We start from the raw sequence: 25,163 nt of genomic DNA on the forward strand, positions 1-25,163 counted from the left end.
TTCTAAATGACTTTTAAAGGTTGCTGTTGTTTCCTATTCTCTCGGTGTCGCTGTATGGTCTTAACTTTCCCATCAAGCCAGCAAAACCATCCAGGCAATGCATAATCATAAAGTTCTTGCCGAAGAAAACTGAGCTTCGGAATAGTTCGATAAAAACACTCGCACAACTCCGGAAAGTCAGCCAACACATAGCGAGTAATATTTTTCTTTGAAATATCCCTATATATAAACGCACACCTATTATACACTTCTCTCTCAATGACCTTCTTTTCATCAGGGGCAAGTGTATCTCTCATTTCCAGCGCATGGCTCGTCAAATCTTGCTTAACTGCTCGGCACAAGAACATTGCCCGTTCAACATCTCTTCTTATTTTTGCTTGCCCCATATGCCCTAAACGAACGTTGGCTATTCGAGTCCATAATAGCATTTCAGGTGAGACAACACGAAATCTAAGAGTGCGACCACGTTGGGACCACTCAATTTCAACAGACGATTTCACCAACTGGCTCGAGCGTGCACCGTGAACATCACCCATAACATCAATTGTGTAGCTCTCACCATCTGCCATTTGGGGTCGACGAACCTGGATTAAAGCTCTATTCGGGGTATGGTCACCTATGGAAGGAAACTTAGACTGGCCATTCCAAGCTCTAGCTAGAATTCTTATACTCTCGTTATTGTCGGCAACAATATCCAAGTCCGAAGAGGTTAGTATGTTGGACTCTTTTTCAGATATTTCGTTTTCACCAAACAGATAATATGCCCAAAAAGAAATCGCTTGGCCTCCAATGAGTACCAAGCGATTTTGATCTTCTAACGACAACTCTGCTATAAGATCTAACGCAATATTTAGCTGTTCTTCAGCCACAAAATATCAGCCAAGATGAGCGACGCGTCCGCGCCTTACGATACGTGCATGCTCGCGCGCACCATGAAAATAGGATTTTCCACTGGACGAGGCCGCATTACCCTTCTGCTCTAGCTCTGCTTGGCGAATGCGTTCCTTTTCCTGCACGCGTAGGTCGAAGCAGTCAATACGGCCGAGGCTTACTTGAGAGACCATAAAATTTACCCGATAGATCAGTGGGTTAAAGGAAAGCCTGCTTGGCAGTCCCCTGCCCATACTGGCGCTAGCGCCAGTATGGGCAGGGGACTGCCATCTGTCAACACTCCTATAACATCCATAATGTTAGATGGTTTTACCTAATTTCGCAATTGTCTGTGCGAGTGCTCTACCTTACATCCGTCGGCACAACAATTTTGGTAGCTGCAACGCCGGCAGCCAAGCCGACGCTCAAGCCGAATGGCAACGCGGCAACGCGGCGAAGCCGAGTTCGACCTCACCCTCGCCCACAACCGCCCCGACTTCAATGCCACGCCCTGGCTGGTGACCGAGGTGGAACATTCGTTGGGCGACAGTGGGCTGGGCACACGATTGCAGTGTGAAGTGAGTGGCGCCTCAGCCGATCAAAGCACCAACTAGACGCGCTCTCGCGAAAAAAGTGGGACCGGTGGCCCCACGAACGTATTTTTTTTGCGAATACGCGCGCTTATCACATCACCGCTAACCGCCGCGCCTGGCTCACCACCACGCCCCGTAGATCCGACTGCCGTGCCCAAAGCGACTCACGCGGCCCGGCGGTCGGCATCAGCCGCAAACGCCCGCCGATGCGATGGCTGCTGAATAGCAGCGTCTCTCCCTGCCAGTCCATCACCACCAGGTCGGCATGCTGCGCGGGGCGTTGCTCATCCACCACCAACACGTCGCCCTCGATGATCGGCCCCTCGACGCCGGCATCCTCGCTCACTTCGACGAGATAGCACCCCGGCGGAAACTGCGAGATGTCGTAGCCCCGCATCGCCGGATGTGTAGCACCCCTGCGTTTGATCAATGGCCCCAGGTAGTTCACCCGCATGATGCCCCCTGCCGTTTTCGTGTGGTTTTCGGCTAGCCTAATACTGTATAAACAGACAGTTCAAGACCGGCGCAGGCAACGACCGGGCACAAAAAAGGGGCCGTATAGGCCCCCACACGTTAGCTAATCTGGCTCCCTGCCATAATACATTATATAAAACTTATTAAAATATAATCAATAAAAGGGAGAGCAAGCCGCTGCTAGTTATCTATGACGACACGGCCTTGCAGGACACTTTATCAGTCACCAACAATTTAAGCCGCTTCATCTACGCACCAGTGTTTAATAGCATCAGTCAATTCATCTGTATCCTTGCCTAGATAATGAGGCACACGAAGGCTCTTCAGGTAAAGAGAAAAATCTCTTACTTCTTCTTCAGCGACTCTCAAGTCGGCATCCTTCATATTGCCACCTGGGCGAAGAATGAAAATTTTTCCATTACAGAAGGCTTTTTCCGTGGTGGCCACAGAAACATCTCTATGTCCAAGGTAAAGCTCGCCCTGAATCTTTTCAGGCTTCGTGAAGTCCGCTGACACAATAGTGGCAGCTTCATGCCCATCACGCTCCCTTCGAAAGGGCAAAAAAAGATTGATACCTAACTCCGTTTTAATTTTAGGATTTTCAGGTACATGTTGACGGTACTCACTACCTAGCCTGAAAGCCAAGGAATCACCAATCCTTCTGTAAGCGCGCTTCTTTGTAACAGGAGAGTGCCGGGTAGAACGGTGACCACGTGGAGCGCCAAGAGGAACAAGGTCCTCCATCATTCGCTCGACGACCTCTTCAGCGCTTTCACCTTGGGCGAACCCACCTTCGACAATGCTCAGTTGTGGAGAGGTCCAGTTTTCAGGATTCGGTTCAGACTCGATCATCATTTCTGCCACACGACAAGCAAGCTTCGCATGAAACTCGGCTCTATCATCAAAAAGACAGCGAAGACGACCAAAGTCGTCAATCGTCCGAACATACGGAGCGCCCTGTTGTGGAAGAAAAGCAACACCTAAGTTTAGCCTCTCTCCAGCCGAAAGGTCTGGTGTCCACTGGACACGGTACCACTTCCCTTTAACCAAGCACGGAGCAACACTTTGTTTTTCCCGGAAAATATCATCAATGTTAAGCATAGTCACACCGGCATAGTCGAAAGTTTTTGGCTTAGCCGATCGGAACCATTTTCGGATCGATTTTGGAAAAATGATTCAATCGCAGCCCTACGCGAGGGATCATTACCAAGAAAGGCTTGCCACCAAGGCCTCAGCTCATCCTTTATAGAATGATAGACGTCCGGGTGACGCTCTGCAGCTCTTACTACAAACCCTTCTTCAATGGGGGCGCTGCCGCCTAAGGTCATAATTTCAATCAAGATGTTACGAAAACGACCTTCTGGTGCGAGAGAATCAGCAGTCCAGCATATACCAACCGGCATGTTGCTATGATCAATGATGAATATTTCACCTTTTTCATCAATCAAAAAATTTCCCAGGTTTCTGTCCTGATTTGCAGCCCAGTCGTCGAATGCCATCAATGGGGATAGACCCCGCCATCCCTTGAGAATCTCACGTGTCGCCGTAGCAGCTAATGCTGCGGGAAGACCTGCGTAAATAGAATTGGGAGACCGTCCAGGCGACTCACTCACCGCAAATGCATAGCGATACACGCCCTCCGGACAATTTTTAATATTCATGGAATCAATCAGAGATTGATTCAATTGTACGACTGCAGCCCGTTTTGGAACAGGCAAGCCACAGGCTTTTGCAATGAGATACCCTGTCAGCTCATTCACCACGCCCAAGCTACGCGAGGATGAAAAACATTTTAGAAACCCCCGCTCCTGAGTGTTATCCTCCCACGAAATGTCACATGCATACGTTTCAGCCATTAGGCCATCAGGGGTTCTACCACGAAGACTTCTTATGGACTCTGGTTCTAAGATTTCAATGGATGAATCATTCATAATATCTACCCACGTCCTCGACATAGCCACTTTCTTATGACTTGGGTCGAGTGAACATAACAAATAGCCCCAGGATCACGTCCCCTAGCGCCCAGAACACCAATAGCATGCCGACACCCAAGGTGCTACCAATGGCTGTGCCGGCCTGTTCTGCCTCACTGGTGGCGCCATTCATGCTCTCACCGATGAAACCAAAGTAGGAGAACATCCATATCGCCATCAGTAGATTAAACAGGATGAACCCCCACTTAAAAAACTTCCCGATGATACTCCGCCTGGGTTTGCGTAGTTGCATGCCGCACTGGCTACATTTCAGTGCGGTATCACTCACTTGATGATCACACTCCGGGCAGGATATTAATGCCATGCTATTGCTCCCTTGCGTATCAGGCCCTCTCGCGGAGCCTATTGTGTTATCCGGGCAAAGCCCTAGATCGTGAAATCGGCCCTAACCAGGGCGGCACTTGCCAATACCAACACATGCACAGGGTTCAAATCTTTATATCCACCGCATCAGGGTTGCGAGGTTCGGCAGTATAGTAGTTACCATTATCGCTCCAGAACTGCAGATCGCCCTTTTGGGTGATGACGAAATACTCACCAAAGGTATCATCCGGCTTCTGCAAGCGAAGCCCGCCTCCTTCTGCCTGAGAAGTGACGTAGCGCGAAGTATTGACTCCGTCACCTGGAAAAACATCATCAATGAAGACCTCGTCATTTTTCTGGTAGGCAACAGCGATGTAGTTGAACCCTCTTTCGATACGCCATGAGCCGATGGGATCTTGGTAATGTTCAGATGGATCGTAGGATTGGTATGCCTGAAGCTGACTTGGGGTGAGCCCAGAAATGTCTACGCTAAGCTCAGGGTTATAATGCGTAGCCCCCCAGTAGGCCGACTCGGGATTCTGCGATTCAAGGCGATAGCCGATAAAGGTACGCTCCACATCTTTATCGCCCATCTTCTTGATAGACCTGCCAATGGACTCTAAATCATCTTTGCTGACCCTTTGGTGGAGAGTCACTTCAACGCTGCGCTTATACGGAGCGTTGGTTTCGTCGCTAGCAATGCTATAGAGCTGTGTGAGATCTCTATCACCTGCCGCCTTATCAGCAGCTTGAGGCCCTGTAGAAGTGGATTCAGAATCAATAAGCCCCATAGCGGCTACAACGATGCCTGCGACAAAAAGGGCGCCGATACCACACACAAAGCCAGCGAAATGGCGGGTGATAGCCCCCGACCCTTTCTGACGAAATTTATTGGCGATCCAGTACCACGCGGCAACGAGTGCGCCCAGCATGATCAATGCGGCGATGATGTCCTTCATGTTGGTTCCCTTGCGTTTACGTTTTTAAATGCCCTTTCCAGGCGAATTCTTATAAGCGGCTGCATTCCACCATTCATGCAGTTCTGTGGCGATGCAGTCATGCAGTTTTACAGTTACGCGATCCTGCCAATACGCACTTCACACCGCCCGAGAATCTCCACTTCGCGCATCTGCTCAGGCGGGATCATCTCAGGTTCGTAGTGCTCGTTATCGCTGATGAGATACAGCGCCCCACCAGCCAGGCGCTGCACGCGCTTGATGCGGCGTTCGCCGCTGATCAGTAGCAGGAAGATCCCCTCCTGCCGGTAATCCGTATCGGCCTGATTGACCAATACCCAATCGCCATCATTCAAGGTGGTTTCCATCGAGTCACCGCGCACCTTGATGCCCGCCAGGTGTTCGGGGCTCAGGCCCAGGGCGGTGAGCTGCGTTTCGGGAAAGTGAAGGACACCTTCGACGCGTTCTTCCTCGAGCGATCGTCCGGCACCTGCCGCACCTTCCACGTCGTACATCTTCACCGCTACGCCGTCATTCGACGCGCCAGAGGACGCAGCCACCGGGGCGCCATCGCTCACGCGCTGGGCGCTGACGCCTGGCGTTGAATCGTGGCGGCCGGTCAGGACATAGCCCACGTCGATCCCTACAGCGTCCAGCGCTACCAAATAGTCCGCCTTGGGGCTTCGCTGATCGCTCTCATAGAGCATCTGGGTACGCTTTGTTACCCCCGCGAGTTCACCAAAACCAGCCTGACTAAGGCCCTTTTGGTTCCTGATCTCACGCAGGCGCTCGCCGATGCTGCTCATAAGTTTCCTATTCCTTCTTGACAGGTAATCAAACGATCACCTAATCTCGCTTCCACAAGGCAACACAAAGCATCCTTATAGGTGCTTATTTGTTTACCAGGAGCGCATCCATGACTCATACAGCACTCGACCCTCGCGATCACTTGCTAGCTCGCCAGATCTTGATGGAGGTCATGGCTGATCTGGCTAAACACGAAGGATTGCAGTAAGCACCCCACGCGCTGCACTGACCACCTTGCTCATTTGAATTGCTTAGAAGTCCACAAGGGAAGCCTAACCCATGAATACTCCGGACACCATTCGTAACCCCCACACCGGCTATTCGCGTAGCCCCAACGGCTGCAGCCAACAGGTGATGACCCAGATCACCCCTGATGAGCGTGAGCGTCTCAAGCGCATCGCGGAGCTCGAGATGCGCAGCGTTTCCGCCACGTTGCGGATGCTGATGCTGCGGGGTGTCGAGCAGTACGACGCCGAGACCGAGCAAGCCGCTCGCAGTTGATAACCCTTTTGTCCTGTCTTGCCGCATAAGGAAGCTCCGCCATGTACCAGGACCCAAAACGTGTTCGCACCAAGGCCACCGTCTACCTGGACCAGTACGAGGCCGACGTCATCACCGCGCTGGCCAATTACCTGGGCGTGCCCAAGGCCGAGGTCATGCGCCAGATGATGATGAAAGAAGCCCGCGACGTGCTGGGCGTCGACCTCGCCGCGCTTGCCGACACTATCGCCGCCTGCGCGGGCTGAGCACAGCACCACATCCACCGTGCATCCGAGGTGCCGCATGCCGGAAAAAGCCTTCGAGCTCGACCCACAGCTACAAGACGTGCTCGACGCCGTCCGTGAACAGCAAGGGCTGGAAAGCCGCGAACAAGCCGCCGAGTGGCTGTTGCGCCGACGGATTCGCCGAGGCGCGCAGGAGCTCACCGGACGTGGCCGCGCCCTTTACCCCGCAGGGAGGAACGATTGATGACCATCCAAAACCGACACCGCATTCCATGCCCGCACTGCGGCGAGAACCTGCGGGTTCGCAAATCGCAGGGTCTGACGCCGCTGTACCGCGAGGCGATTTTTGAATGCCGCAACGAGGACTGTGGCTGGCGTGGCAAGGCGTCGATCGAGATCACCCACACCATCGCGCCGAGCGACATCCCCAACCCCACGGTGGCATTGCCGTTCGTGCCACGTCTGCGGGAACTGATCACCAAGCAAGCCCCCATCGCCAACAACTGATACCGGAGAACAACACCATGAACAGCACCGCCATGAACAACGTCACCACGATCGCCCCGCACCAAGACGCGCACAACCTGGCCATCGCGCAGCTCTGGCGGAACCGCTGGGCAAACCGCGTCAACGCCCTGGCCAACTGCATCGAACACTTGGTCGTCGATCACGACATGACCGAGGCCAACGCCGAGTTGGTCGCTATTCAAGCCTATGCGGAACTCGAATCCACCAATCAGCTCGCCAGCATCGATGTCGATGCCACCACCTCCAGCGTGGTGGTGCTACGCACCGAGGGCGGCCGCCCGGTTGTGTTCACCGCCCTCGACCTGATGCGCGTGCTCGAGCAGGCCCGGAATGACGGCCGCGCCGTGGTCGTTGATCGCGACCGCCGCCGCCCCGTCGTCCTCGAGCACTGAAACGGGTAACCACCGCCTTCACCGCGTTCTCTATTCATGAGCAAAAGGAGGCCCAGCGTGAATCCATCGCTGCGCCAGGACATTCTTGCGCGCTTGCAGCGCGACTATCAGGCCGAGGAACGGGGCGAGTACCTACAGAAGGTGCAATGCCCCGAGTGCGGCAAGCGTGAGGCGTTCATCAACGCCGAGTCGCCGTGGATGCTCAAGTGTGGGCGGGAGAACAACTGCGGGGCACAGCTTCACGTCAAGGCGCTGTTCCCGGAGCTATTCGAAAGCTGGACCGAGCGTTACGACGTCCCCGAGCAACGTGCCGAGAGTGCCACGCCAGTGGCCGATGGCTACCTGCGCGATGGGCGGGGTTTCGAGCTCGAGCGCATTCAGGGCTGGTACACCCAGGAGAGCTACTGGAAGCCGGGCATCGGCGGTACCGCGACGGTGCGCTTCGTCCTACCCGGCGGCGCTTACTGGGAACGTCTGCTCGATAAGCCCGAGCGTTTCGGCAAGCAGAAGGCCAACTTCGTCGGCAAGTACAAGGGCGAGTGGTGGCAGCCCCCGGTATTGACCGAAGCCGACATGGTCGAAGCCGGCGAGGTGTGGATCGTCGAGGGCATCTTCGACGCCATCGCGCATTACCACCACGGCAAGGCCGCAGCGGCGGCGATGAGCTGCGGCAATTATCCCGATACCGCGCTAGCGCGACTGGCCGATGCCGCGCATGCGGCCGGCACCGCGCGCCCGACGCTGGTGTGGGCGCTGGACAGCAACCGCGCCGGCCAGAACGCCACGCTCAAGCACGTCAAACGCGCACGGGCCGCAGGCTGGGATTGCCGTGCCGCGCAGATCCCCGGCGGTGGCCAGTACGACTGGAACGACGCTCACCAACGTGGCGAGCTGACCGACGAACACTACGCCACTTATCGGCACCACGGCGCCCTGCTACTCGCCCCGTCGGCCATGGCCAAGGCGTTGATTCTCTACAAGCGTAGCGAGCGCCGCGAGTGCTGGTTCGAGTACAAGCGCCAGATCTGGTGGTGGAAGCTCGACGTCGACGCCTTCGATCGCGCGCTTCGCGCCGAGGGCGAAGACGGGGCCGATCAGCAAAGTCTCGACCCAGCGATTCGCGATGCTGCCCTGGAACAAGCCGGCAGTGTGAAGCGCATCTGCACCTGTTTTCCCACGGCACTCTACTACCAGGCCAACGCCGTCACCGACGAAAGCTGGTACTACTACCGCGTCGAATTTCCCGATGGCCGGGCCCCGGTGAAGAACACCTTCAGCGGTGGCCAACTGGCCAGCGCCAGCGAGTACAAGAAACGCCTGCTCGGCGTGGCGCCGGGCGCGGTATGGACCGGGACCAGCCAGCAGCTCGACACCCTGCTCCAGGACCAGATCGGCAACATCAAGACGGTCGAGACGATCGACTACATCGGCTACAGCAAGGAACACGGGGCCTATGTATTCGGCGATCTGGCCGTGGCCGGCGGCAAGGTGGTGCCGATCAACAGTGAGGATTACTTCGAGCTGGGCCCGCGCAAGCACCTCAAGACCTTGAGCCAGTCGGTGACCTTGCATCTCAACCCTGAGCGCGACGACTACCAGACCGGCTGGACGCACCAGCTATTGGGTGCCTTCGGCGCCAAGGGTGTGGTGGCCACCGCCTATTGGCTGGGCAGCCTGCTCGCCGAGCAGATCCGCGCCGCCCAGGGGAGCTTCCCGTTTTTGGAGATCGTCGGCGAGGCCGGCGCAGGCAAGTCCACGCTGATCGAGTTCCTGTGGAAGCTGGTCGGCCGGCGCGATTACGAGGGCTTCGACCCATCCAAGGCGACCATGCCGGCGCGCTCGCGCAACTTCGCCCAGGTCGCCAACTTGCCGGTGGTACTGATCGAGTCGGACCGTGAGCAGGAAGGCGGCGTCAAGCAGAAGCAGTTCGACTGGGACGAACTCAAAACCGCCTTCAACGGCCGTTCGATCCGTGCACGCGGCGTGAAAAGCAGCGGCAACGAAACCTACGAGCCGCCCTTTCGCGGCAGCATCGTCATCAGCCAGAACGCCCCGGTGCAGGCCGGTGAAGCCATCCAGACCCGCATCTGCCATCTGCATTTCACCCGCGAAGGCCAAACCTCTCAGACCAAGGAACTCGCCGAGGCCTTGGAGAAAACCGAGCTCGAGCACGTTAGCCAGTTCGCCCTGGACGTGGCCAAGCGCGAAAGCGCCCTGCTCGAGCTGATCAACGCTCGCTCGCGCGAGTATGGCAACCGCCTAACCGACGACCCCGATATCAAGGTGCTGCGCATCGCCAAATGCCACGGCCAACTCATGGCCCTGGTGGACTGCCTCGGCCCCGAGGGCTTGGGCCTGTTCGACGCACAGACCATCGACATGGCCGCCGGCCATATTTGGCAGATGGCCCGCGAACGCCAGCAAGCCATCAACGCCGATCACCCGCTTGTCGCCGAATTCTGGGAAGCCGTCGAGTACCTGGAGGGCCTTTCCGAAGAGCCGGTGCTCAACCACTACGGCAAGAACACCGACCTCATCGCCATCAATCTCAAGGACTTCGAGCGCCGCTGCGCTGACTTCAAGTTGCGGCTCCCCGAAGTGCGCGAACTCAAGCGCTATTTGAAATCCAGCAAGAGCCGGAAGTTCGTCGACGCCAACCGCACCGTGCGCAGCCAGATCCGCATGGGCAACACCAGCGTCAAGTGCTGGGTGTTTCAGGGCTGAACGCCAACCGTGAGGAAAGAGGAGATCGTCATGCAGCAACGCACCTACACCCTCGACCAAGCAGCGGCGCTGCTCAACCTGGGCCGCAACACGCTGGCCCGCCGCCTGCGCGGCGCTGGCGTTCTCGGAACGGACAACCTGCCCGCCGGCGCGTACCGAGGCCGCGCCACCCTGGTGACCGTGGCCACCGGTACTTACTGGCACCCCATCTGCGGCTGGACGCACTACGGCCGCACCGAATTCACCGATGCCGGGCTCGATCACATCGCCGACCGGCTGGGCATCGAAATCGACCACCTGCCCGCGCACCACACGTACCGGGCAGCACCGCAACCCCAGCACGCAAGGAGCACCACATGACCATCAAGAATCAAGCCGTTTTCGACGCACTGCGCGTTGCCGCCACTGACGCGGCGACGATCGACTTCACCCGTCACCTACTCGATCAGAAGATCCAGCAAGCGGAAGTGGCGAAAGGCCACGCCCTGGAAGTCATCGAACGCGAGCTGTGCGAGGACGATATTGCCGAACTGGTCGACGCAGGCGCCATCGAGTACGGCGACACTCGCCTGACCCTGAAATACCTCAACGATGGCCTTGCCTTGTTTATCGACGTTCAGCCCCCGACCGGAATGAATCTTTTGAACCTGAAGCCGGTTAAGGACAACGACCAGGAGGACCACGCCCATGGCTGATAACGCCGACCGCGCCACGGACCTGGCGCAACAACACGTTGATACCTCACTCGCCAGCCGGACATGGATCGGCGTCGACTGGGCCCGCGCCGAGTGTGAGGAATGCGGCGACGAGATCCCCGCAGCACGTCGCGAGGCTGCGCCCTGGGCGCGGACCTGCATCGAGTGCCAAAGCATTCGTGAACAACGAGGGCGGCATGTGCGCTGAACAAACCAAAGGCGGGAAGATGGCTAGGCAAGCCGCCATGCTCTGCCAGGACGCAGTGTTTCGCCTCTACCTGGATCACCGCCGGCGTCACAAATTCAACATGACGGAACACGATCTACCCGATGGCACGCATGACGAGCAGGACGCGCGAGACTGGCTGTGCCAAGCCTGTGGTATCGAGAGCCGCGCCGAGCTGAATCATAACCAACGCGCCACCGCCACATTTCTAAGTATCCGGCAGCGTTTCAATCGCTGGAAAACCCAACAAGGAGGCCGCCCATGAACACCTATTTTGGCTTGCTCGCCGAATTCAACGGCCGCGCGGAACTGCCCCTGGAAGAGGTCGCCCCGCGTTACTTCGGTATCAGCGCCCGTACCGCCGGCATGCGAGCCGGTGCCCAGGCCCTGCCGGTGCCCGCCTACCGCGCCGGCGACTCACAAAAGGCACCTTGGCTGGTCAGTGCCGTGGATCTCGCCAGGTACTTAGATAAGCGGCGGACAGAAGCGCATGACATGTGGCGCAAGGTCAACAATTGACTTATTGAGTAAAAAAGAATAAAAAGCCACCTTAAACGGTGGCTTTAACCTGAGAGCAGCATGATTAAAAACTGGTTTTATGAACTATTTCGTCCCATCGAAGAAGAAGGTCCACGGGCTTTTTTCCCTAACAGCAACTTCAAAGAAACCGTAAAAGAAATCATCAAACTATATGTACTTCCTTGGGCAACCGCAGGCGCCATCATGTACATATTTGGATTTTTGCTTTCCCTCATAACTTCTAACGATTATTTTTGCCTTGCTGCAATCGAAATTTTATCTTTAAAGCTGTGGAATACAACAAGTTCACTAGGGATAGTAATAATAACCGCCTCAGGACTTCTCTTTCATATTTACAAACAGGTAAGCGACAGGCTATTCCGCCTTGGCTGCAGGCTGCTTCGTTTCTGCTCAGAGCTAGGCGCCATGGCCTTTGGAACATTTACTGCAATGTTCTTAATTGCGTTGTTTTACACTGATTTCGTAGCACTAAAATCTTACCTAGCGACCTTTATCTCTTTATTACTTATCATTACATTGTTTATTATCAACATGATAGTATGGTGGGCGAGATACTGCACCGAAGAGAACGTATCAAAACCAACTTTCCTTCTGCATATTCGTGACAACAGATCTTACATGGCTTTATTTGGGAGCATCGTGATAACTATTTTCATCATCGCATTACTTTTTAGCGAGTCATCTACCACGTCTAACACAATGTGCGTATTCACTTGAGAACTAAGTTTTCCGGCCGCAAATGAGTGTAGCGCTTCAGCACATCCCAGCTTTCATGTAACGTGAACTGCTGCACCTCTACGATCTCGTACCCAGCCTCGAACAACCGCGAGGTCGCTTCATGGCGCAAGTCATGAAAGCGAAGATCCTCGATGCCGCAGGCTGCGGTCGCTGCACGCCAGCGCGTGCCGATCGACTTGCCACTGTAGGGAAAGATCCGACTTTCCTTATGAGCTTTGGGCTGACGTTGAATGATGGCCATCGCTTCGTGAGTCAGCTTGAAGCGCTTGTGATTGCCCCACTTTTCGCGCGGATGTTTCGCGTCCCGCACCCAGCAAGTCATCGCCTGCGTGTCGAGATCGTCCCAAGTAAGGCGGGTGATCTCTTCCTGGCGCCTCGAGGAGGCGATGGCGAAGTCCATGATGTCTTCCATCGGGATAATCGCGCTCGGCCGGATCTTCTGCGAGCGTTGGAAGTAGGCGCGCAGCTTCTCAATCTCCTCCGACTCCGGCCGCCGGTCTCGCGACTTGGATTTCCCGATTAGCCCCTTCGAACGCAGCAGCAGCTTGGCCGCTTCGAACTCGTTGAGATTGACCGGCATTTTCCAAGCGGCGACGGCCGTCTTCAGAATGATGCCCAGCCACACGACATCCTGGTTGATGGTGGCTGGCTTGATCCCGCTATTACGACGCATCACGCCATGCTCGATGATCTGCTCGCTGGTCAGGTCAGCGATCTGCACCCGTGCGACCGGGAAGCGTTGCAGCTGTTCGATAGTGGCACGCTTCGACCGGCCCGCGTCCTGGGCAAACTCATGAAGATACCGCTCCATGGCATCGTGCAGGGTTACCCCCTTCCACTTCGCGGACAAGACACCGCCGGGGCTACTAAGCTCCAGCTCCCGACGCTTGGCCCACTCCTCTGCCATCGCTTTCTTGGGGAATGTCCTTGACTCGGAGTGATCTGGTTGCCCACGCCGGGCGATGCGAACCTGAGCAAGATATGAGAAACTGCCGTCCTTTCGTCGGCGCTTCCTGATCGTCGCCACGCAAACCTCCCTGATGTACCAAATTGCCGACGCACCATGTGCCAAATTTGTACCAACACATGGTGAAAAACATGGCATAAACACTGTAAATATGAACAGTTATGAGTGATAACGCAACTGCTACAACCGGCATGGATACTGGCACCAAGCGCCGTAAGCTGGATAGAACTTTCTCCATCGCCCCGATGATGGATTGGACGACTCGCGACTACCGTGCGTTCGCCCGTACGCTGACGCGTGAAGCGCTGCTGTATACCGAAATGGTCACCACCGGGGCGATTCTGCATGGCTCGCCGCGCGAGCGCTTTCTCGGGTATAGCGACGTGGAGCATCCGGTGGCGCTACAGCTTGGCGGTAGCGATCCTGCTGCGCTGGCGGAATGCGCCGCTATCGCCGAGGCCTGGGGCTACGATGAAGTCAATCTGAATGTGGGATGCCCCAGCGATCGGGTACAGAACAACCTGATCGGCGCCTGCCTCATGGAGCATCCGGACAAGGTGGCGGCGGCGGTCCGCGCCATGCAAGCGGCGACCTCGATTCCGGTCACGGTCAAGTGCCGTATCGGCATCGACGAGCAAGACGAGGACGCCGACCTGGCGCGCTTCATCGAACGCGTCGCCGATGCCGGCTGCGGTGTCTTCATCGTGCATGCCCGCAAGGCCTGGCTCGAGGGGCTCTCGCCCAAGGAAAACCGCGACGTGCCGCCGCTCAATTATCCACGCGTGCATCGTCTCAAGGCGCAGCATCCCGAGCTGCATATTGGCATCAACGGCGGCATCAAGACGCTGGACGAGTGCCAGGCTCAGCTCGAGAAAGTGGATAGCGTGATGATCGGGCGTGAGGCGTACCAGAACCCTTGGCTACTGGCCGGGGTAGACGCCGCCCTCTACGGCGGCACCTCGCCCGTGAGTAGCCGCCATGCGGCCGCGCGCGCCTTTCGTCCCTATATCGCCGAACGCCTGGCCGAGGGGGCGAAGCTTAATCACATCACCCGCCATCTGCTCGGCCTGTTTCAGGGCTGCCCGGGCGGGCGTCAGTTCCGTCGCCACCTGTCGGAAAACGCCCACCGCGACGGCGCCGGGCTCGAGATCTTCGACGCAGCACTGGCCAAGGTGCGCGAACTCGACACTGCAAGTGCCGTTGCCTGAGCCGCAGCAACCATCCTGACTACAGTTCCGGGCGCGTCTCGAAATCCGAGTGAAAGGTTTCGACGGCGTTCTCGGCCTCTTCGATTTCATCGAAGCGCGCCACATGAAAGAGCGCCTCGCCTTCATTGGCGAGCGGCAGATTACTCATGCCGATGACGATGCCATCGGCGTTGGCGAGCACTTCCTGCTCGGCATTACCGAAGGGATCGGCAACGCGCCCCAGAACATCGCCCCGTGCAACGCGCGCGCCCAACCGCGCCCGTGGCCGCAGAATGCCATCGATCGGTGAGCGCGCCCAGCTCGACCCATTGGCCACCTCCGCCGAGGCGGTCGCATGCCGACGCCGGTCGGTGGGCAACATGCCCAGCAGACGCATCACGCGCTGCACGCCTCTGACCCCCGGGGCGATGGCCCACTCGTCGAAACGCAGCGCCTCGCCGGCTTCATAGGTCAGCACCGGCACGTCTCGCGACTGCGCATATTCCCGCAGACTCCCCTCGCGCAGCTCGGCATTGAGGATCACCGGCACTCCGAACGCCTCGGCCATGGCCTGTGTCGCGGGTCGGTCCTTCAACTGCGCCCGCACCTGTGGAAGATTGGTGCGATGAAGTGCCCCGGTATGCAAATCGACGATGTGTGTCGCCAAGTCGACGATCTGCTCGCGGAACAACGCCGCCACCCGCGAGCCAAGAGATCCGGTCTCACTGCCCGGAAAGCAGCGATTCAAGTCACGCCGATCAGGCAAGTAACGCGTCTGCTGCACGAAGCCGAAGACATTGACGATGGGCACCGCGATCAGTGTGCCCCGCAAGCGCGATAGCGACGCCAGGCGCAACATGCGACGCACGATCTCGACGCCATTGAGCTCGTCACCGTGAATCGCCCCGCACACCAACAGCACCGGCCCTGGCTGACGGCCATGAACGACCTCGACGGGAATATGCAACGGTGCATGAGTGTAAAGCTTGGCCACCGGCACATCGATCTGTGCCCGGCTGCCGGGCGGAATACGCGTACCGGCGAGTTCGAAGGGAGCGCGAGCCATAAGTGTTCCTATACCCAAGGTGGCGGATTCTTTATACCCGCCATGGCGCCTCATGATACCCAGTCATGCAAGCGATTCTTTGTTGAGTCATCGATTGAGGGGCCACGCATGGTAGCTTCTCTACTGAGAACCTCGCGTGACCTGCCTGGACGGCTTGCTCGTAAAATATACCCAAGGGGGTATATCACAGGGTTGCTCCCCCTTCGTAACGTTATCCCAACGCTAATGCTCAACTGGTCAGCCTTTAATAAAGGCCAGTAAGATACAACAACGTTTCGGGAGCAAACCGTGCAGGTAACGTCTCATCCCCACTCTTATTACGCGGCTTCAGCGAATGACAAGCGCGTGCGTCCGACCCTGCAGGGTCACGTGAAGGCAGATATTTGCATCGTCGGCGCCGGCTTCACCGGCATGTCTACAGCCCTACACATGGCCGAAAATGGCTACAAAGTGGTCGTCCTGGAAGGCAACCGCATCGGATTCGGCGCATCCGGCCGCAATGGGGGGCAGATCGTCAACAGCTACAGCCGCGATATCGACTTCATCGAACGCCATTACGGCCAGAAAGTCGGCGCAGAGATGGGCCGAATGGCCTTCGAGGGCGGTCATATTCTGCGGCGTTTCGTCAAAGACTACGACATCCAATGTGACCTGAAGGAAGGCGGTATTTTCGCCGCGTGCAACCGCAAGCAGTTCGATGAGCTGGTCGGGAAAAAAAAGCTCTGGGAAGCCCACGGCCACGAACGATTGGAACTGCTCGACGAGAATGCCATCCAGCAATACGTCGGCACCCAGCGCTACGCGGGTGGTCTGATCGATCACAGCGGGGGACATTTCCACCCGCTGAACCTGGTGCTGGGAGAAGCCGCCGCCGTGGAATCCCTGGGTGGGATCATCTACGAAAACTCTCCGGCATTGAAGATTCATGAGGGTGACGAGCCAGTTGTCCATACCTCGGAAGGCGAGGTCGAAGCAGACTACGTACTGATCGCCGGTAACGCCTATCTCAATGGCCTGTTGCCAAAGCTGGAATCCAAGGCCATACCTTGCGGCACCCAGGTCATCGCCACCGAGCCCCTGGCCGAAAGTGTGCAGCAGCGTTTGTTGCCGAAAGACAACTGCGTCGAGGACGGCAACTACCTGCTGGACTATTTCCGTCTATCTGGAGACGGTCGCCTGATCTACGGCGGTGGCGTCACCTACGGTGCTCGCGAGCCGGAAAAGGTCGAAACGCTGATCGTGCCGAAGATGCTCAAGACATTTCCGGAGCTCGAGGGCGTGAAAGTGGATTTCGCCTGGACCGGCAATTTCCTGCTAACGCTGAACCGCTTGCCCCAGTTAGGACGCATCGGAAAAAACATCTACTACGCGCAGGGGTATAGCGGCCATGGCATCACCTGCACCCACTTGGCAGGCAAAGTGATCAGCGACGCGATTCAGGGTCAGGCAGAACGCTTCGATATTTTCGCCGGCCTACCCCAGCACTCGTTCCCTGGCGGACGGGCCATGCAGATCCCGCTGACCGCCATGGGCGCCTGGTACTACGACTTGCGCGACAAGCTCGGGATTTGATTTTTGTAGATCGACCACCGCCGCAATGAACAGCAAAACGCGACGGCATTTAAGCGATGAACTGAATAAGTGGAAGGTAACTGACTCGCAAGCCCCTCCAGGGGATTTCTCCTCCCTGGCGCGAAACGTTTGTCGTATTATTGCCAATTATTCAACAAAAACAAAAGGATGGAATTTATGTGCAGTACCGTCTCGGATACTCCCAATTCTTGGTACCGTGCCTCCATTGCCGTAGACCTCGAACCCACCATGCCCCTTGAAGGCGACACGAGGAGCGATGTGTGCGTGATCGGTGGTGGAGTGACAGGCTGTTCGACGGCCCTGCACCTCGCCGAACGTGGCTACTCGGTGACATTGCTCGAGGCCGGCGAGATCGGCCATGGCGCCTCCGGACGTAGCGGCGGGCAGATCCTACCGGGGCTAGGTACCGACATCACCACCGTCCAGCAGGCCCTCGGCTTGCCTCGCGCCCGCGAGGTATGGGAAATGAGCCGCGAAGCGGTACGCCTCACCGCCGAGTTGATCGAGCGCCATGCTATTCCCTGCGAGCTGGCCTGGGGCTACCTTCACGCCGCGGTCAAGCCGCGTCATATCAAGGAGCTCACCGCCTTCCGCGAACAGATGACCCGTGACTACGACTACGAAGCTCTCGAATGGCTGGAGGGCGATGCCCTGCGCGAGCACGTCGTCACCGATGCCTACCCGGCGGCCCTGTACGACCGGGAAGGCGGCCATCTTCATCCTCTCAACTACACCCTGGGCCTGGCGCGGGCGGCGCAGCGCGCCGGGGTACGCGTGCATTCGCATAGCGCCGCGTGCACGATCCGCCGCGGTCAACCGGCCACGGTCACCACCGAGCATGGCAGCGTGACTGCAGATTTCGTGGTCCTGGCCACCAATGCGTATCACGGCGGCCTGGTGCCGGAACTCTCCGGCCGCGTCATGCGGGCCGCCAACTACATGATCGCCACCGCACCGCTGAGCGAGACACAGGCGGCACAGGTACTGCCGAAGAACGACGCCCTGGCCGATGCCAACTTCGTGCTCGACTATTACCGGCTCAGCGCCGACAGACGCCTGATCTACGGTGGCGAGGTCAGTTACGACGGCCGCGAACCCCCGCAGTTGCAGGCGCGTATGGACGCCAAGATCACCCGACTGTTCCCGGTACTCGAAGGAGTGCCCATCGAGTACCGCTGGGGCGGCGATGTGGCGATCACCCTCAATAGAGCCCCCGATTTCGGCCGTCTAGGCGATAATCTCTACTATGCCCAAGGGTATTCCGGCCATGGCATGGCTATGGCCGGGCTGGCCGGCAAGCTGATGGCCGAAACCATCGCCGGCCAGAGCGAGCGCTTCGATGTCTTCGCCGCCATACCGCATCGTCAGTTCCCGGGCGGTCGCGCTCTGCGCAAGCCGCTGCTGGTGCTGGCGACCAACTTTTACAAACTGCGCGACCGGCTCTGAGAGAAGTCTTCAACAATAAAGAGGTATCCCCATGAGCGAGACCATGACGGCAGATATCGCCGACCATCCGGACGCTCGCCCGGCCGCCGATGAACGCGACCGGTCGAACCATAAGGCGTCTTCGATCGAGATGCAGGGCCTGCACAAGCGCTTCGGGCGCGATACCGTCGCCTTGGATGGCGTCGATCTGAACATCCGGGCCGGCGAGTTCTTCACCCTGCTGGGGCCCTCCGGCTGCGGCAAGACCACATTGCTGCGCATCCTCGCCGGCCTCGAGGAACCGGATGCTGGATCGCTGGTGGTAGGCGGCAAGGACATCACCGAGATGCCTCCCCATCAACGCAGCGTCAATACCGTCTTCCAGTCCTATGCGCTTTTCCCGCATCTTTCGGTACGCGAGAACCTGGCTTTCGGGCTGAAGATGCGCGGCATGCCGGCCGCCAAGCGCCACGCCAAGGTCGACGAAATCGCCGACTTCATCAAGCTCGGTGATCTCGTCGATCGCCATGTCGACCAGCTCTCCGGTGGCCAACGCCAGCGCATCGCACTGGCCCGAGCGCTGATCTGCGAACCCGACGTGCTGCTGCTCGACGAACCACTCTCGGCACTGGATGCCGGGCTGCGCAGCCAGTTGCAGGTAGAACTGCTGCGGGTGCAGAAGCGACTCGGCATGACCTTCGTCTTCGTGACCCACGACCAGCAGGAGGCGATGGTCATGTCCGATCGCATCGCCGTGCTCAATGGCGGCACCATCCAGCAGGTAGGCCCACCGCGTGAAGTCTACGAGCGCCCGGTGAATGCCTTCGTGGCGCACTTCATGGGCCACGACAATCTCTATCCGATCAGCGCTCGCCAGGGCGACCGTTTGACCACGGCACTGGGTGAACTGACCGCCGAGGAGGCCGGCGACGGCGAACTGTTGCTGATTCGCCCCGAGACGCTGGATCTATTGCCCGGCGCGGTCGAGGGACCCAACCATCTGACGGCGACCGTCACCGAGCGACTCTATCGTGGCAGCCATGCCGAGTTCCGCCTGGCCATCGGCGATACCACCCTGCAGGCCACGGTCAACAACCGCGGCCGTCATCTTCCCGAGGTCGGCGAAACGGTGACGGTAGCAGTAGCGCCGGAAGACCTGGTCACCCTGAGCGAGTGAGGAGGCGAACATGTCCTATCCTGGAGCAGTACCCACTGCCCGCAGCCGGGCCATGGTCCGCGAGACCCGCCATCTGCTGTTCACGGTGACGCCGGGGGCGTTATGGATATTCATCTTCCTGGTATTGCCCAGTGCGTACCTGATGGGTGTGGCTTTCATGACCAACGGGCCCTATGGGCTGCCGCAGATGCCGCTATCACTGGACTCCTTCGAGCGCCTGGCGGGCGTCGGCTTTCTAGGCTGGAGCCCAGGTAATCTCTACACCCTGCTGCGCTCGCTGTGGCAGACCCTAGTATCGACGCTGCTGGTAGTGATAATCGCCTACCCGGTGGCCTACTACATCACCACCTGTCGTGAGAAGTGGCGGCCGATCCTGCTGTTGCTGGTCGTCGTGCCGTCGTGGACCAATCAGGTGATTCGCGCCTTCGGCTGGATGAACCTGCTGGCACCGGGCACACCGCTATCCAGCCTGGCCGAGAGCCTGGGGTTGGTGGCACCGAACATGGGGCTGTATCCCTCCAACTTCGCGGTCACCCTGGGGCTAATCTACAACTTCCTGCCTTTCATGGTGCTGCCGCTGTATGCCGCCTTCGAGAAGCTCGATACGGCGCAGGTGCAGGCCGCACAAGATCTCTATGCCAGCCCGGTGCGCGCCTTCTGGCACGCCGTCTTCCCGCAGACACTCCCTGGACTACTGGCGGGCACGGTCCTGGTGGCGATTCCCGCCTTCGGCATGTACGTGATTCCCGAACTGCTCGGCGGCGGCAAAGGCATGATGCTCGGTAACCTGGTCGCCAACCAGTTCGCCGGCAGTTCCAATTGGCCGCTGGGAGCGGCCGGGGCGATCTTGATGTTGATCGCGACGTTCATCGGCCTGTTCGCCATGCGGCGTATCGGCAAGCGCCTGGGCGGCGGTGAGGAGGTGGTGATATGAGAAAGCGAACGCTTGCGCGCGGTCTCGCCGGCATCTGGTGGGTGACGCTGTTCTTCCTCTACGTGCCGTTGTTCGTGATCGTGCTGTTCTCCTTCAACTCGGCCAATAGTACGGCCGTTTTCGAGAACTTCTCGCTGGTCTGGTATCGCAGACTGTTCGGCAATGAGCAGATCATCGACGCCTTCGGCCACAGCCTGGTACTGGCGGTGAGTTCCTCGATCGTGGCGTTGGTGATTGGCTGTCTGATCGGCTATGGCATGTACCGTCATCGCCACCGCAAGCTGGGCTGGCTGATCGTGCTGATCTATCTACCGATCGTGCTGCCGGATATCGTCTTCGGCATCTCCGAGATGGCCTTCTTCGTGCAGATCCACGCCTGGACCGGCCTACTCGAGCCAGGACTCGGCACCATGATCATCGCGCATGTGACTTTCCAGATCCCTTTCGTGGCACTGATCGTCTACTCACGCTTCGTGGGCCTGGATCCAACGCTATTCGAGGCCGCCAAGGACCTCTATGCGTCGCCGGTCAAGCGCGTGGTGCACTTCATGGTGCCGACCATCAAGCCGGCGTTGATTTCCGCCTTCTTCCTGTCGTTCACGCTGTCGATCGACGACTTCGTGATCAGTTTTTTCACGGCAGGGCCGGAGAGCGCCACATTGCCGATCTATATCTGGAGTGCCATCAAGAAAGGCGTGACGCCCGAGATCAATGCGATCGCCACCCTGATGATTGGCGCAGTGGCCATAGCCGCCATATTCAGCATGCTGTTCAACCGGCAGGGACGCCGCTAGGCGCTTCCTGTCAAAACAAAGTAGCACCAACAAAACGTAGCACCGCAGGAGAGCGAAACGATGAAAACAATGACCACAAGAATCGCCGCGACACTCGGGGGCCTATTGCTGGCCAGCGGCGTCCAGGCTCAGGAAGACAACAAGCTTTACCTGTTCAACTGGACCCAGTACATGGACCCGGCAATCATCACGGCCTTCGAGGAAAAATACGACGCCGAGGTGGTGCAGAACTACTACAACTCGCTACCCGAGATGTTCGCCAAGCTCAATGCCGGCGGCGTATCGCAGTACGACATCATCGTACCGTCCAACTACTACGTGCCACGGCTGATCGAGACCGGCATGGTACAGAAGCTCGACAAGTCCAAGATTCCCAACCTGGATAACGTCATGGAGCAGTTCCAGGACCCCGGCTATGACCCGCAGAGCACCTATTCAGCGCCTTACCAATGGGGGGTAACCGGCCTGGTGTATAACACCGAAACGTTCCCCGACGCGCCCAAGAGCTGGTCGCTGATGTTCGATCCCGAGATCAACCCAGGACACCCTTTCGCCCTGATGGGCGATGGCCAAGTGAGTATGGGCGGTGCCTGCGCTTACCTGAGTCACGGCTATGACTGCACCGACACCGAGGCCTGGAAGGAGGCTGCAAGGCTGCTGATCGACACCAAGAATCGTGACAACTTCAGCGGTTTCGTCGACGGCACGCCGAGCCTGCAGCAATTGGCGCGAGGCGTGACGCACGTCGCCTTGAGCTACAACGGCGACTACCTCTTCTACCGCCAGGACAACCCGGAATCTTTCGAGAACATCGAGTTCATGATTCCCGACGAAGGCACCGAGATGTGGGTCGACACCATGCTGATCCCCTCCAAGGCCCCCCATCCCGACCTCGCGCACAAGTTCATCAACTTCATCCTCGACGCCAAGATCGGCGCTCAGCTATCCAATTACAACTACTACGCCAGCCCCAATGCGGCGGCCCAGCCCTACCTCGACGACATACTGACCCAGCCCCCGATCCAGCCGTCCGAGGAGGACATGCAACGGTTGCACTTCACGCCCAGTCTCCAGGGCGAGCAACTGCAGGTCTTCCAACAGTTGTGGTCTGAGGTCCAGGCACGCTGAGACGACAGGCTCCCGGCCATCCGGCCGGGGCCCCATCCGCAGAGCAAGGAAATCCCATGAGTAACCGTCAGGAACACCCTCACTTCAACGACTGGTTTCAGACGCGCGGCATCACCGAGGTCGAGTGCCTGGTCACCGATCTCACTGGCATCCTCAAGGGCAAGATCATGCCCGCCGGCAAGTACCTGGGCGGCGGACGTCCGCGACTGCCGGATTCGATCTTCATCCAGACCGTCACCGGCGGCTACCCCGATGACGATGACATCCATTTCTGGAATCCTGCCGAACGGGACATGGAGCTGGTGCCCGACCCCAATGCCATCTTCCTGGTGCCTTGGGCCGATGATGCCACCGCCCAGATCATCCACGATTGCCACTATCTGACCGGCGAGCCGGTGGAGCTTTCCCCCCGCCACGTCCTCAAGCGAGTGCTCTCCTTCTACGAAGCGCGCGGCTGGAAGCCGGTCGTCGCGCCCGAAGTCGAGTTCTTCCTGGTCAAGACCAACACCGACTCCGACTATCCGCTGGAGCCACCTATCGGCCGTAACGGCCGCCAGGAAAGCAGCCGTCAGTCGTTCTCCATCGATGCGGTCAACGAGTTCGATCCGCTATTCGAGGAGATGTACGACTACTGCGATGCCATGAACCTCGACCTGGATACCCTGATTCACGAAGAAGGCGCCGGGCAGATGGAGGTCAACTTCCAGCACGGCGATCCCCTGCGGCTGGCCGACCAGGTGGTGATGTTCAAGCGCGCCCTGCGCGAAACAGCGCTTCGTCACGGCATGTATGCCACCTTCATGGCCAAGCCGATGGCCAATGAGCCGGGCAGTTCGATGCATCTCCATCAGAGTCTGTTGGATGCCGAATCCGGTGACAACCTGTTCGCCGGCGAAAACGGCAAGTCCAGCCGACTGTTCCAGCAGTTCATCGGCGGGCTGCAGCAATACCTACCGGCGGCCATGCCGCTGCTGGCGCCCAATGTCAATTCTTACCGCCGGCTGATGCGCACCGAGACCAGCGGCTCGGCGCCGACCAACGTCGAATGGGGCACCGACAACCGCACCGTGGGCCTGCGAGTCCCGGTCTCGACGCCCGAGGCGACTCGGGTCGAGAACCGCCTGGCAGGGGCCGATGCCAACCCTTATCTGGTCATGGCAGCCTCGCTGGCCTGCGGCTACCTCGGCATGCTCGACCAGCTCGAGCCACGCCCGCCGATGATCGGCTCGGCCTGGGCCGGCGGCCACAAACTGCCTGACGATATCCGTCCGGCGCTGGATATGCTGAGCGATTGTCAGCCCCTGGCCGAGGTCCTCGGCGAACGTTTCACCAACAGCTACCTGGCAGTCAAGCGCGCCGAGCACCGCGAATACTTCCAGGTGATCAGCTCCTGGGAGCGCGAACATCTGCTACTTAGGGTCTAATTTTTCGTGACACCGACCGACCACCTCGCCAATCCCGCCAGCCTGACCTGGCACCATCATCTGGCCCGTCTGTTCCAAGCCGTCGCCGGCAGCGGCTTTCCACTCCTGTTGGAGCAGACGCTGCACGAGCTGGTCGGTTTCGATACCATCCTGATCAATACCTATAAAGGACAACGACGACCGCTGCTGATCCACGACAATTATCCGGCTACACGTCGCGAGCAAGGCATCGAACGCTATTTGAACCAGGCCTTCCTGCTGGATCCCTTCTTCAAGGCCGTGTACGACGGACTGGAAAGCGGCGCGCATCGGCTGCGGGAGCTGACTCCGGATCGTTTCGAGAGCAGCGACTATTATCACCACTACTACCGTGCCCTAGGGCTCAGCGACGAGATCGGCTTGTTTGCCAGGGTCGACACGGACGTCGTCATGGTAGTGTCACTAGGATTTCGCGACGATACCCCACGAATCACCCGACGGGAGCTGCTAGCGTTGCGACACATCTCGCCGGTGCTGGAAGTTCTACTCGGCGAATACTGGAAGTGGCAGGAACATCGCTTCCACCAATGCTTGGCCGAACGGGAGCCGGTGGAGGAAGCCTTCGACAGCTTCGGTCGGGAGCGCCTGACGGCACGTGAACGGGAGATCGTGCGCCTGCTGCTGGCCGGTCACTCCACCAAATCGGCGGCCCGCGAGCTGGGTATCAGCGACGGCACCGTCAAGGTCCATCGCAAGCACCTCTATCAGCGCCTCGACGTCTCCAGCCAGTCGCAACTCTTTCGGCTGTTCCTCGATCATGTGGCGCTGGTCTCGCGACGCCAGACAGAACAACAGTAGGCTTCACGAACTCGACCATAGCGTCATGACGGGCCCTTCCCTGGGCCTGCTTGCCTTCCCCGGTGG

At 58.4% G+C, this 25,163-nt stretch carries 31 protein-coding genes; 22 read left to right on the forward strand and 9 right to left on the reverse strand.

The window, feature by feature from the left end; genetic code table 11:
- Positions 1-2: 2 nt before the first annotated feature.
- On the reverse strand, positions 3-869 hold the full coding sequence (locus L1073_RS03155) for a hypothetical protein (RefSeq protein WP_246896809.1): 867 nt from the start codon (positions 867-869) through the stop codon (positions 3-5).
- Positions 870-1,304: 435 nt separating this feature from the next.
- Between L1073_RS03155 and L1073_RS03160 the strand changes: the two genes are divergently transcribed.
- Positions 1,305-1,484, forward strand: a complete 180-nt coding sequence (locus L1073_RS03160) for a hypothetical protein (RefSeq protein ID WP_246896810.1) — start codon at positions 1,305-1,307, stop codon at positions 1,482-1,484.
- A gap of 70 nt (positions 1,485-1,554) precedes the next feature.
- Here L1073_RS03160 and L1073_RS03165 read toward each other — a convergent pair whose 3' ends face one another.
- The 6 genes from L1073_RS03165 to L1073_RS03190 all read right to left on the reverse strand — a co-directional run bounded on the left by L1073_RS03165 (position 1,555) and on the right by L1073_RS03190 (position 5,996).
- Entirely contained in the window at positions 1,555-1,917 is a 363-nt protein-coding gene (locus L1073_RS03165; RefSeq protein WP_246896811.1) for a S24/S26 family peptidase, read from the reverse strand.
- 254 nt (positions 1,918-2,171) lie between these two features.
- Positions 2,172-3,038 (reverse strand): hypothetical protein, encoded by an 867-nt coding sequence (locus L1073_RS03170; protein ID WP_246896812.1) that lies wholly within the window; start codon positions 3,036-3,038, stop codon positions 2,172-2,174.
- A gap of 2 nt (positions 3,039-3,040) precedes the next feature.
- Positions 3,041-3,868 carry a hypothetical protein gene (locus L1073_RS03175; protein ID WP_246896813.1) on the reverse strand — a complete coding sequence of 276 codons (828 nt, stop codon included), beginning with the start codon at positions 3,866-3,868 and terminating at the stop codon, positions 3,041-3,043.
- Positions 3,869-3,902: 34 nt separating this feature from the next.
- Entirely contained in the window at positions 3,903-4,235 is a 333-nt protein-coding gene (locus tag L1073_RS03180) for a zinc ribbon domain-containing protein (RefSeq protein WP_246896814.1), read from the reverse strand.
- 124 nt (positions 4,236-4,359) lie between these two features.
- The gene (locus tag L1073_RS03185) at positions 4,360-5,193 is read right to left on the reverse strand and encodes a hypothetical protein (protein WP_246896815.1); all 834 of its coding nucleotides are present in this window, start codon (positions 5,191-5,193) and stop codon (positions 4,360-4,362) included.
- A 113-nt stretch (positions 5,194-5,306) separates the two neighbouring features.
- Complete coding sequence (locus L1073_RS03190; protein ID WP_246896817.1) at positions 5,307-5,996, reverse strand: XRE family transcriptional regulator; 690 nt, start codon at positions 5,994-5,996, stop codon at positions 5,307-5,309.
- A gap of 280 nt (positions 5,997-6,276) precedes the next feature.
- Between L1073_RS03190 and L1073_RS03195 the strand changes: the two genes are divergently transcribed.
- Genes L1073_RS03195 through L1073_RS03250 form a run of 12 tightly spaced genes read left to right on the forward strand, consistent with a single transcriptional unit; the run spans position 6,277 to position 12,544 of the window.
- Positions 6,277-6,498 (forward strand): hypothetical protein, encoded by a 222-nt coding sequence (locus L1073_RS03195; protein ID WP_246896819.1) that lies wholly within the window; start codon positions 6,277-6,279, stop codon positions 6,496-6,498.
- Between the two features lie 41 nt (positions 6,499-6,539).
- Positions 6,540-6,743: a hypothetical protein gene (locus L1073_RS03200; RefSeq protein ID WP_246896820.1), complete on the forward strand. Its 204-nt coding sequence runs from the start codon at positions 6,540-6,542 to the stop codon at positions 6,741-6,743.
- A 37-nt stretch (positions 6,744-6,780) separates the two neighbouring features.
- Complete coding sequence (locus L1073_RS03205) at positions 6,781-6,966, forward strand: hypothetical protein (protein ID WP_246896822.1); 186 nt, start codon at positions 6,781-6,783, stop codon at positions 6,964-6,966.
- On the forward strand, positions 6,966-7,229 hold the full coding sequence (locus L1073_RS03210; protein ID WP_246896824.1) for an Ogr/Delta-like zinc finger protein: 264 nt from the start codon (positions 6,966-6,968) through the stop codon (positions 7,227-7,229). The genes L1073_RS03205 and L1073_RS03210 overlap by 1 nt, the downstream gene beginning before the upstream one ends.
- A 17-nt stretch (positions 7,230-7,246) precedes the next feature.
- The gene (locus tag L1073_RS03215) at positions 7,247-7,642 is read left to right on the forward strand and encodes a hypothetical protein (protein WP_246896826.1); all 396 of its coding nucleotides are present in this window, start codon (positions 7,247-7,249) and stop codon (positions 7,640-7,642) included.
- A 57-nt stretch (positions 7,643-7,699) separates the two neighbouring features.
- On the forward strand, positions 7,700-10,366 hold the full coding sequence (locus tag L1073_RS03220) for a toprim domain-containing protein (RefSeq protein ID WP_246896828.1): 2,667 nt from the start codon (positions 7,700-7,702) through the stop codon (positions 10,364-10,366).
- A 30-nt stretch (positions 10,367-10,396) separates the two neighbouring features.
- Positions 10,397-10,726 carry a phage antirepressor KilAC domain-containing protein gene (locus L1073_RS03225; protein WP_246896830.1) on the forward strand — a complete coding sequence of 110 codons (330 nt, stop codon included), beginning with the start codon at positions 10,397-10,399 and terminating at the stop codon, positions 10,724-10,726.
- Positions 10,723-11,061: a hypothetical protein gene (locus L1073_RS03230; RefSeq protein ID WP_246896831.1), complete on the forward strand. Its 339-nt coding sequence runs from the start codon at positions 10,723-10,725 to the stop codon at positions 11,059-11,061. The genes L1073_RS03225 and L1073_RS03230 overlap by 4 nt, the downstream gene beginning before the upstream one ends.
- Positions 11,054-11,269: a TraR/DksA C4-type zinc finger protein gene (locus tag L1073_RS03235; protein WP_246896832.1), complete on the forward strand. Its 216-nt coding sequence runs from the start codon at positions 11,054-11,056 to the stop codon at positions 11,267-11,269. The genes L1073_RS03230 and L1073_RS03235 overlap by 8 nt, the downstream gene beginning before the upstream one ends.
- 19 nt (positions 11,270-11,288) lie before the next feature.
- Positions 11,289-11,552, forward strand: coding sequence for a hypothetical protein (locus tag L1073_RS03240; protein WP_246896833.1), 264 nt, complete (start codon positions 11,289-11,291; stop codon positions 11,550-11,552).
- The gene (locus L1073_RS03245) at positions 11,549-11,806 is read left to right on the forward strand and encodes a pyocin activator PrtN family protein (RefSeq protein ID WP_246896834.1); all 258 of its coding nucleotides are present in this window, start codon (positions 11,549-11,551) and stop codon (positions 11,804-11,806) included. Before L1073_RS03240 ends, L1073_RS03245 begins: the two co-directional genes overlap by 4 nt.
- Positions 11,807-11,866: 60 nt before the next feature.
- The gene (locus L1073_RS03250) at positions 11,867-12,544 is read left to right on the forward strand and encodes a hypothetical protein (protein WP_246896835.1); all 678 of its coding nucleotides are present in this window, start codon (positions 11,867-11,869) and stop codon (positions 12,542-12,544) included.
- On the opposite strand, the gene L1073_RS17290 is transcribed toward L1073_RS03250, so the two are convergent.
- On the reverse strand, positions 12,537-13,592 hold the full coding sequence (locus L1073_RS17290; RefSeq protein ID WP_246896836.1) for a tyrosine-type recombinase/integrase: 1,056 nt from the start codon (positions 13,590-13,592) through the stop codon (positions 12,537-12,539). The two genes, L1073_RS03250 and L1073_RS17290, sit on opposite strands and share 8 nt — an antisense overlap.
- A gap of 101 nt (positions 13,593-13,693) precedes the next feature.
- Here L1073_RS17290 and dusA point away from each other — a divergent pair, with 101 nt between their 5' ends.
- The gene (gene dusA / locus L1073_RS03260) at positions 13,694-14,740 is read left to right on the forward strand and encodes a tRNA dihydrouridine(20/20a) synthase DusA (protein WP_246896837.1); all 1,047 of its coding nucleotides are present in this window, start codon (positions 13,694-13,696) and stop codon (positions 14,738-14,740) included.
- Between the two features lie 19 nt (positions 14,741-14,759).
- On the opposite strand, the gene L1073_RS03265 is transcribed toward dusA, so the two are convergent.
- The gene (locus L1073_RS03265; protein WP_246896838.1) at positions 14,760-15,785 is read right to left on the reverse strand and encodes a succinylglutamate desuccinylase/aspartoacylase family protein; all 1,026 of its coding nucleotides are present in this window, start codon (positions 15,783-15,785) and stop codon (positions 14,760-14,762) included.
- A 288-nt stretch (positions 15,786-16,073) separates the two neighbouring features.
- Here L1073_RS03265 and L1073_RS03270 point away from each other — a divergent pair, with 288 nt between their 5' ends.
- From L1073_RS03270 to L1073_RS03305, 8 genes are all read left to right on the forward strand, one after another.
- The gene (locus L1073_RS03270; protein WP_246896839.1) at positions 16,074-17,357 is read left to right on the forward strand and encodes an NAD(P)/FAD-dependent oxidoreductase; all 1,284 of its coding nucleotides are present in this window, start codon (positions 16,074-16,076) and stop codon (positions 17,355-17,357) included.
- Positions 17,358-17,534: 177 nt separating this feature from the next.
- Positions 17,535-18,824: an NAD(P)/FAD-dependent oxidoreductase gene (locus L1073_RS03275; protein WP_246896840.1), complete on the forward strand. Its 1,290-nt coding sequence runs from the start codon at positions 17,535-17,537 to the stop codon at positions 18,822-18,824.
- Positions 18,825-18,855: 31 nt separating this feature from the next.
- Positions 18,856-19,980: an ABC transporter ATP-binding protein gene (locus tag L1073_RS03280; RefSeq protein WP_246896841.1), complete on the forward strand. Its 1,125-nt coding sequence runs from the start codon at positions 18,856-18,858 to the stop codon at positions 19,978-19,980.
- A 10-nt stretch (positions 19,981-19,990) separates the two neighbouring features.
- The gene (locus tag L1073_RS03285; RefSeq protein ID WP_246896842.1) at positions 19,991-20,914 is read left to right on the forward strand and encodes an ABC transporter permease; all 924 of its coding nucleotides are present in this window, start codon (positions 19,991-19,993) and stop codon (positions 20,912-20,914) included.
- The gene (locus tag L1073_RS03290) at positions 20,911-21,708 is read left to right on the forward strand and encodes an ABC transporter permease (RefSeq protein WP_246896843.1); all 798 of its coding nucleotides are present in this window, start codon (positions 20,911-20,913) and stop codon (positions 21,706-21,708) included. Before L1073_RS03285 ends, L1073_RS03290 begins: the two co-directional genes overlap by 4 nt.
- Before the next feature lie 60 nt (positions 21,709-21,768).
- Complete coding sequence (locus L1073_RS03295; protein ID WP_246896845.1) at positions 21,769-22,836, forward strand: ABC transporter substrate-binding protein; 1,068 nt, start codon at positions 21,769-21,771, stop codon at positions 22,834-22,836.
- Between the two features lie 56 nt (positions 22,837-22,892).
- Positions 22,893-24,260, forward strand: a complete 1,368-nt coding sequence (locus L1073_RS03300; RefSeq protein ID WP_246896846.1) for a glutamine synthetase family protein — start codon at positions 22,893-22,895, stop codon at positions 24,258-24,260.
- A gap of 6 nt (positions 24,261-24,266) precedes the next feature.
- Positions 24,267-25,097 carry a helix-turn-helix transcriptional regulator gene (locus L1073_RS03305; protein ID WP_246896847.1) on the forward strand — a complete coding sequence of 277 codons (831 nt, stop codon included), beginning with the start codon at positions 24,267-24,269 and terminating at the stop codon, positions 25,095-25,097.
- The last annotated feature ends 66 nt before the right edge of the window (positions 25,098-25,163 follow it).

Origin of the sequence: Chromohalobacter nigrandesensis (genome assembly GCF_023061285.1) — a bacterium.
Taxonomy (GTDB): Bacteria; Pseudomonadota; Gammaproteobacteria; order Pseudomonadales; family Halomonadaceae; genus Chromohalobacter; species Chromohalobacter nigrandesensis.

Excerpts from the sequence above, each read along its gene's own strand:
- L1073_RS03160 (WP_246896810.1), top strand. The coding sequence starts at position 1,305 with ATGGCAACGCGGCAACGCGGCGAAGCCGAGTTCGACCTCACCCTCGCC.
- L1073_RS03165 (WP_246896811.1), bottom strand. The coding sequence starts at position 1,917 with ATGCGGGTGAACTACCTGGGGCCATTGATCAAACGCAGGGGTGCTACA.
- L1073_RS03170 (WP_246896812.1), bottom strand. The coding sequence starts at position 3,038 with ATGCTTAACATTGATGATATTTTCCGGGAAAAACAAAGTGTTGCTCCG.
- L1073_RS03175 (WP_246896813.1), bottom strand. The coding sequence starts at position 3,868 with ATGAATGATTCATCCATTGAAATCTTAGAACCAGAGTCCATAAGAAGT.
- L1073_RS03180 (WP_246896814.1), bottom strand. The coding sequence starts at position 4,235 with ATGGCATTAATATCCTGCCCGGAGTGTGATCATCAAGTGAGTGATACC.
- L1073_RS03185 (WP_246896815.1), bottom strand. The coding sequence starts at position 5,193 with ATGAAGGACATCATCGCCGCATTGATCATGCTGGGCGCACTCGTTGCC.
- L1073_RS03190 (WP_246896817.1), bottom strand. The coding sequence starts at position 5,996 with ATGAGCAGCATCGGCGAGCGCCTGCGTGAGATCAGGAACCAAAAGGGC.
- L1073_RS03195 (WP_246896819.1), top strand. The coding sequence starts at position 6,277 with ATGAATACTCCGGACACCATTCGTAACCCCCACACCGGCTATTCGCGT.
- L1073_RS03200 (WP_246896820.1), top strand. The coding sequence starts at position 6,540 with ATGTACCAGGACCCAAAACGTGTTCGCACCAAGGCCACCGTCTACCTG.
- L1073_RS03205 (WP_246896822.1), top strand. The coding sequence starts at position 6,781 with ATGCCGGAAAAAGCCTTCGAGCTCGACCCACAGCTACAAGACGTGCTC.
- L1073_RS03210 (WP_246896824.1), top strand. The coding sequence starts at position 6,966 with ATGACCATCCAAAACCGACACCGCATTCCATGCCCGCACTGCGGCGAG.
- L1073_RS03215 (WP_246896826.1), top strand. The coding sequence starts at position 7,247 with ATGAACAGCACCGCCATGAACAACGTCACCACGATCGCCCCGCACCAA.
- L1073_RS03225 (WP_246896830.1), top strand. The coding sequence starts at position 10,397 with ATGCAGCAACGCACCTACACCCTCGACCAAGCAGCGGCGCTGCTCAAC.
- L1073_RS03230 (WP_246896831.1), top strand. The coding sequence starts at position 10,723 with ATGACCATCAAGAATCAAGCCGTTTTCGACGCACTGCGCGTTGCCGCC.
- L1073_RS03235 (WP_246896832.1), top strand. The coding sequence starts at position 11,054 with ATGGCTGATAACGCCGACCGCGCCACGGACCTGGCGCAACAACACGTT.
- L1073_RS03240 (WP_246896833.1), top strand. The coding sequence starts at position 11,289 with ATGGCTAGGCAAGCCGCCATGCTCTGCCAGGACGCAGTGTTTCGCCTC.
- L1073_RS03245 (WP_246896834.1), top strand. The coding sequence starts at position 11,549 with ATGAACACCTATTTTGGCTTGCTCGCCGAATTCAACGGCCGCGCGGAA.
- L1073_RS03250 (WP_246896835.1), top strand. The coding sequence starts at position 11,867 with ATGATTAAAAACTGGTTTTATGAACTATTTCGTCCCATCGAAGAAGAA.
- dusA (WP_246896837.1), top strand. The coding sequence starts at position 13,694 with ATGAGTGATAACGCAACTGCTACAACCGGCATGGATACTGGCACCAAG.
- L1073_RS03265 (WP_246896838.1), bottom strand. The coding sequence starts at position 15,785 with ATGGCTCGCGCTCCCTTCGAACTCGCCGGTACGCGTATTCCGCCCGGC.
- L1073_RS03275 (WP_246896840.1), top strand. The coding sequence starts at position 17,535 with ATGTGCAGTACCGTCTCGGATACTCCCAATTCTTGGTACCGTGCCTCC.
- L1073_RS03280 (WP_246896841.1), top strand. The coding sequence starts at position 18,856 with ATGAGCGAGACCATGACGGCAGATATCGCCGACCATCCGGACGCTCGC.
- L1073_RS03285 (WP_246896842.1), top strand. The coding sequence starts at position 19,991 with ATGTCCTATCCTGGAGCAGTACCCACTGCCCGCAGCCGGGCCATGGTC.
- L1073_RS03290 (WP_246896843.1), top strand. The coding sequence starts at position 20,911 with ATGAGAAAGCGAACGCTTGCGCGCGGTCTCGCCGGCATCTGGTGGGTG.
- L1073_RS03295 (WP_246896845.1), top strand. The coding sequence starts at position 21,769 with ATGAAAACAATGACCACAAGAATCGCCGCGACACTCGGGGGCCTATTG.
- L1073_RS03300 (WP_246896846.1), top strand. The coding sequence starts at position 22,893 with ATGAGTAACCGTCAGGAACACCCTCACTTCAACGACTGGTTTCAGACG.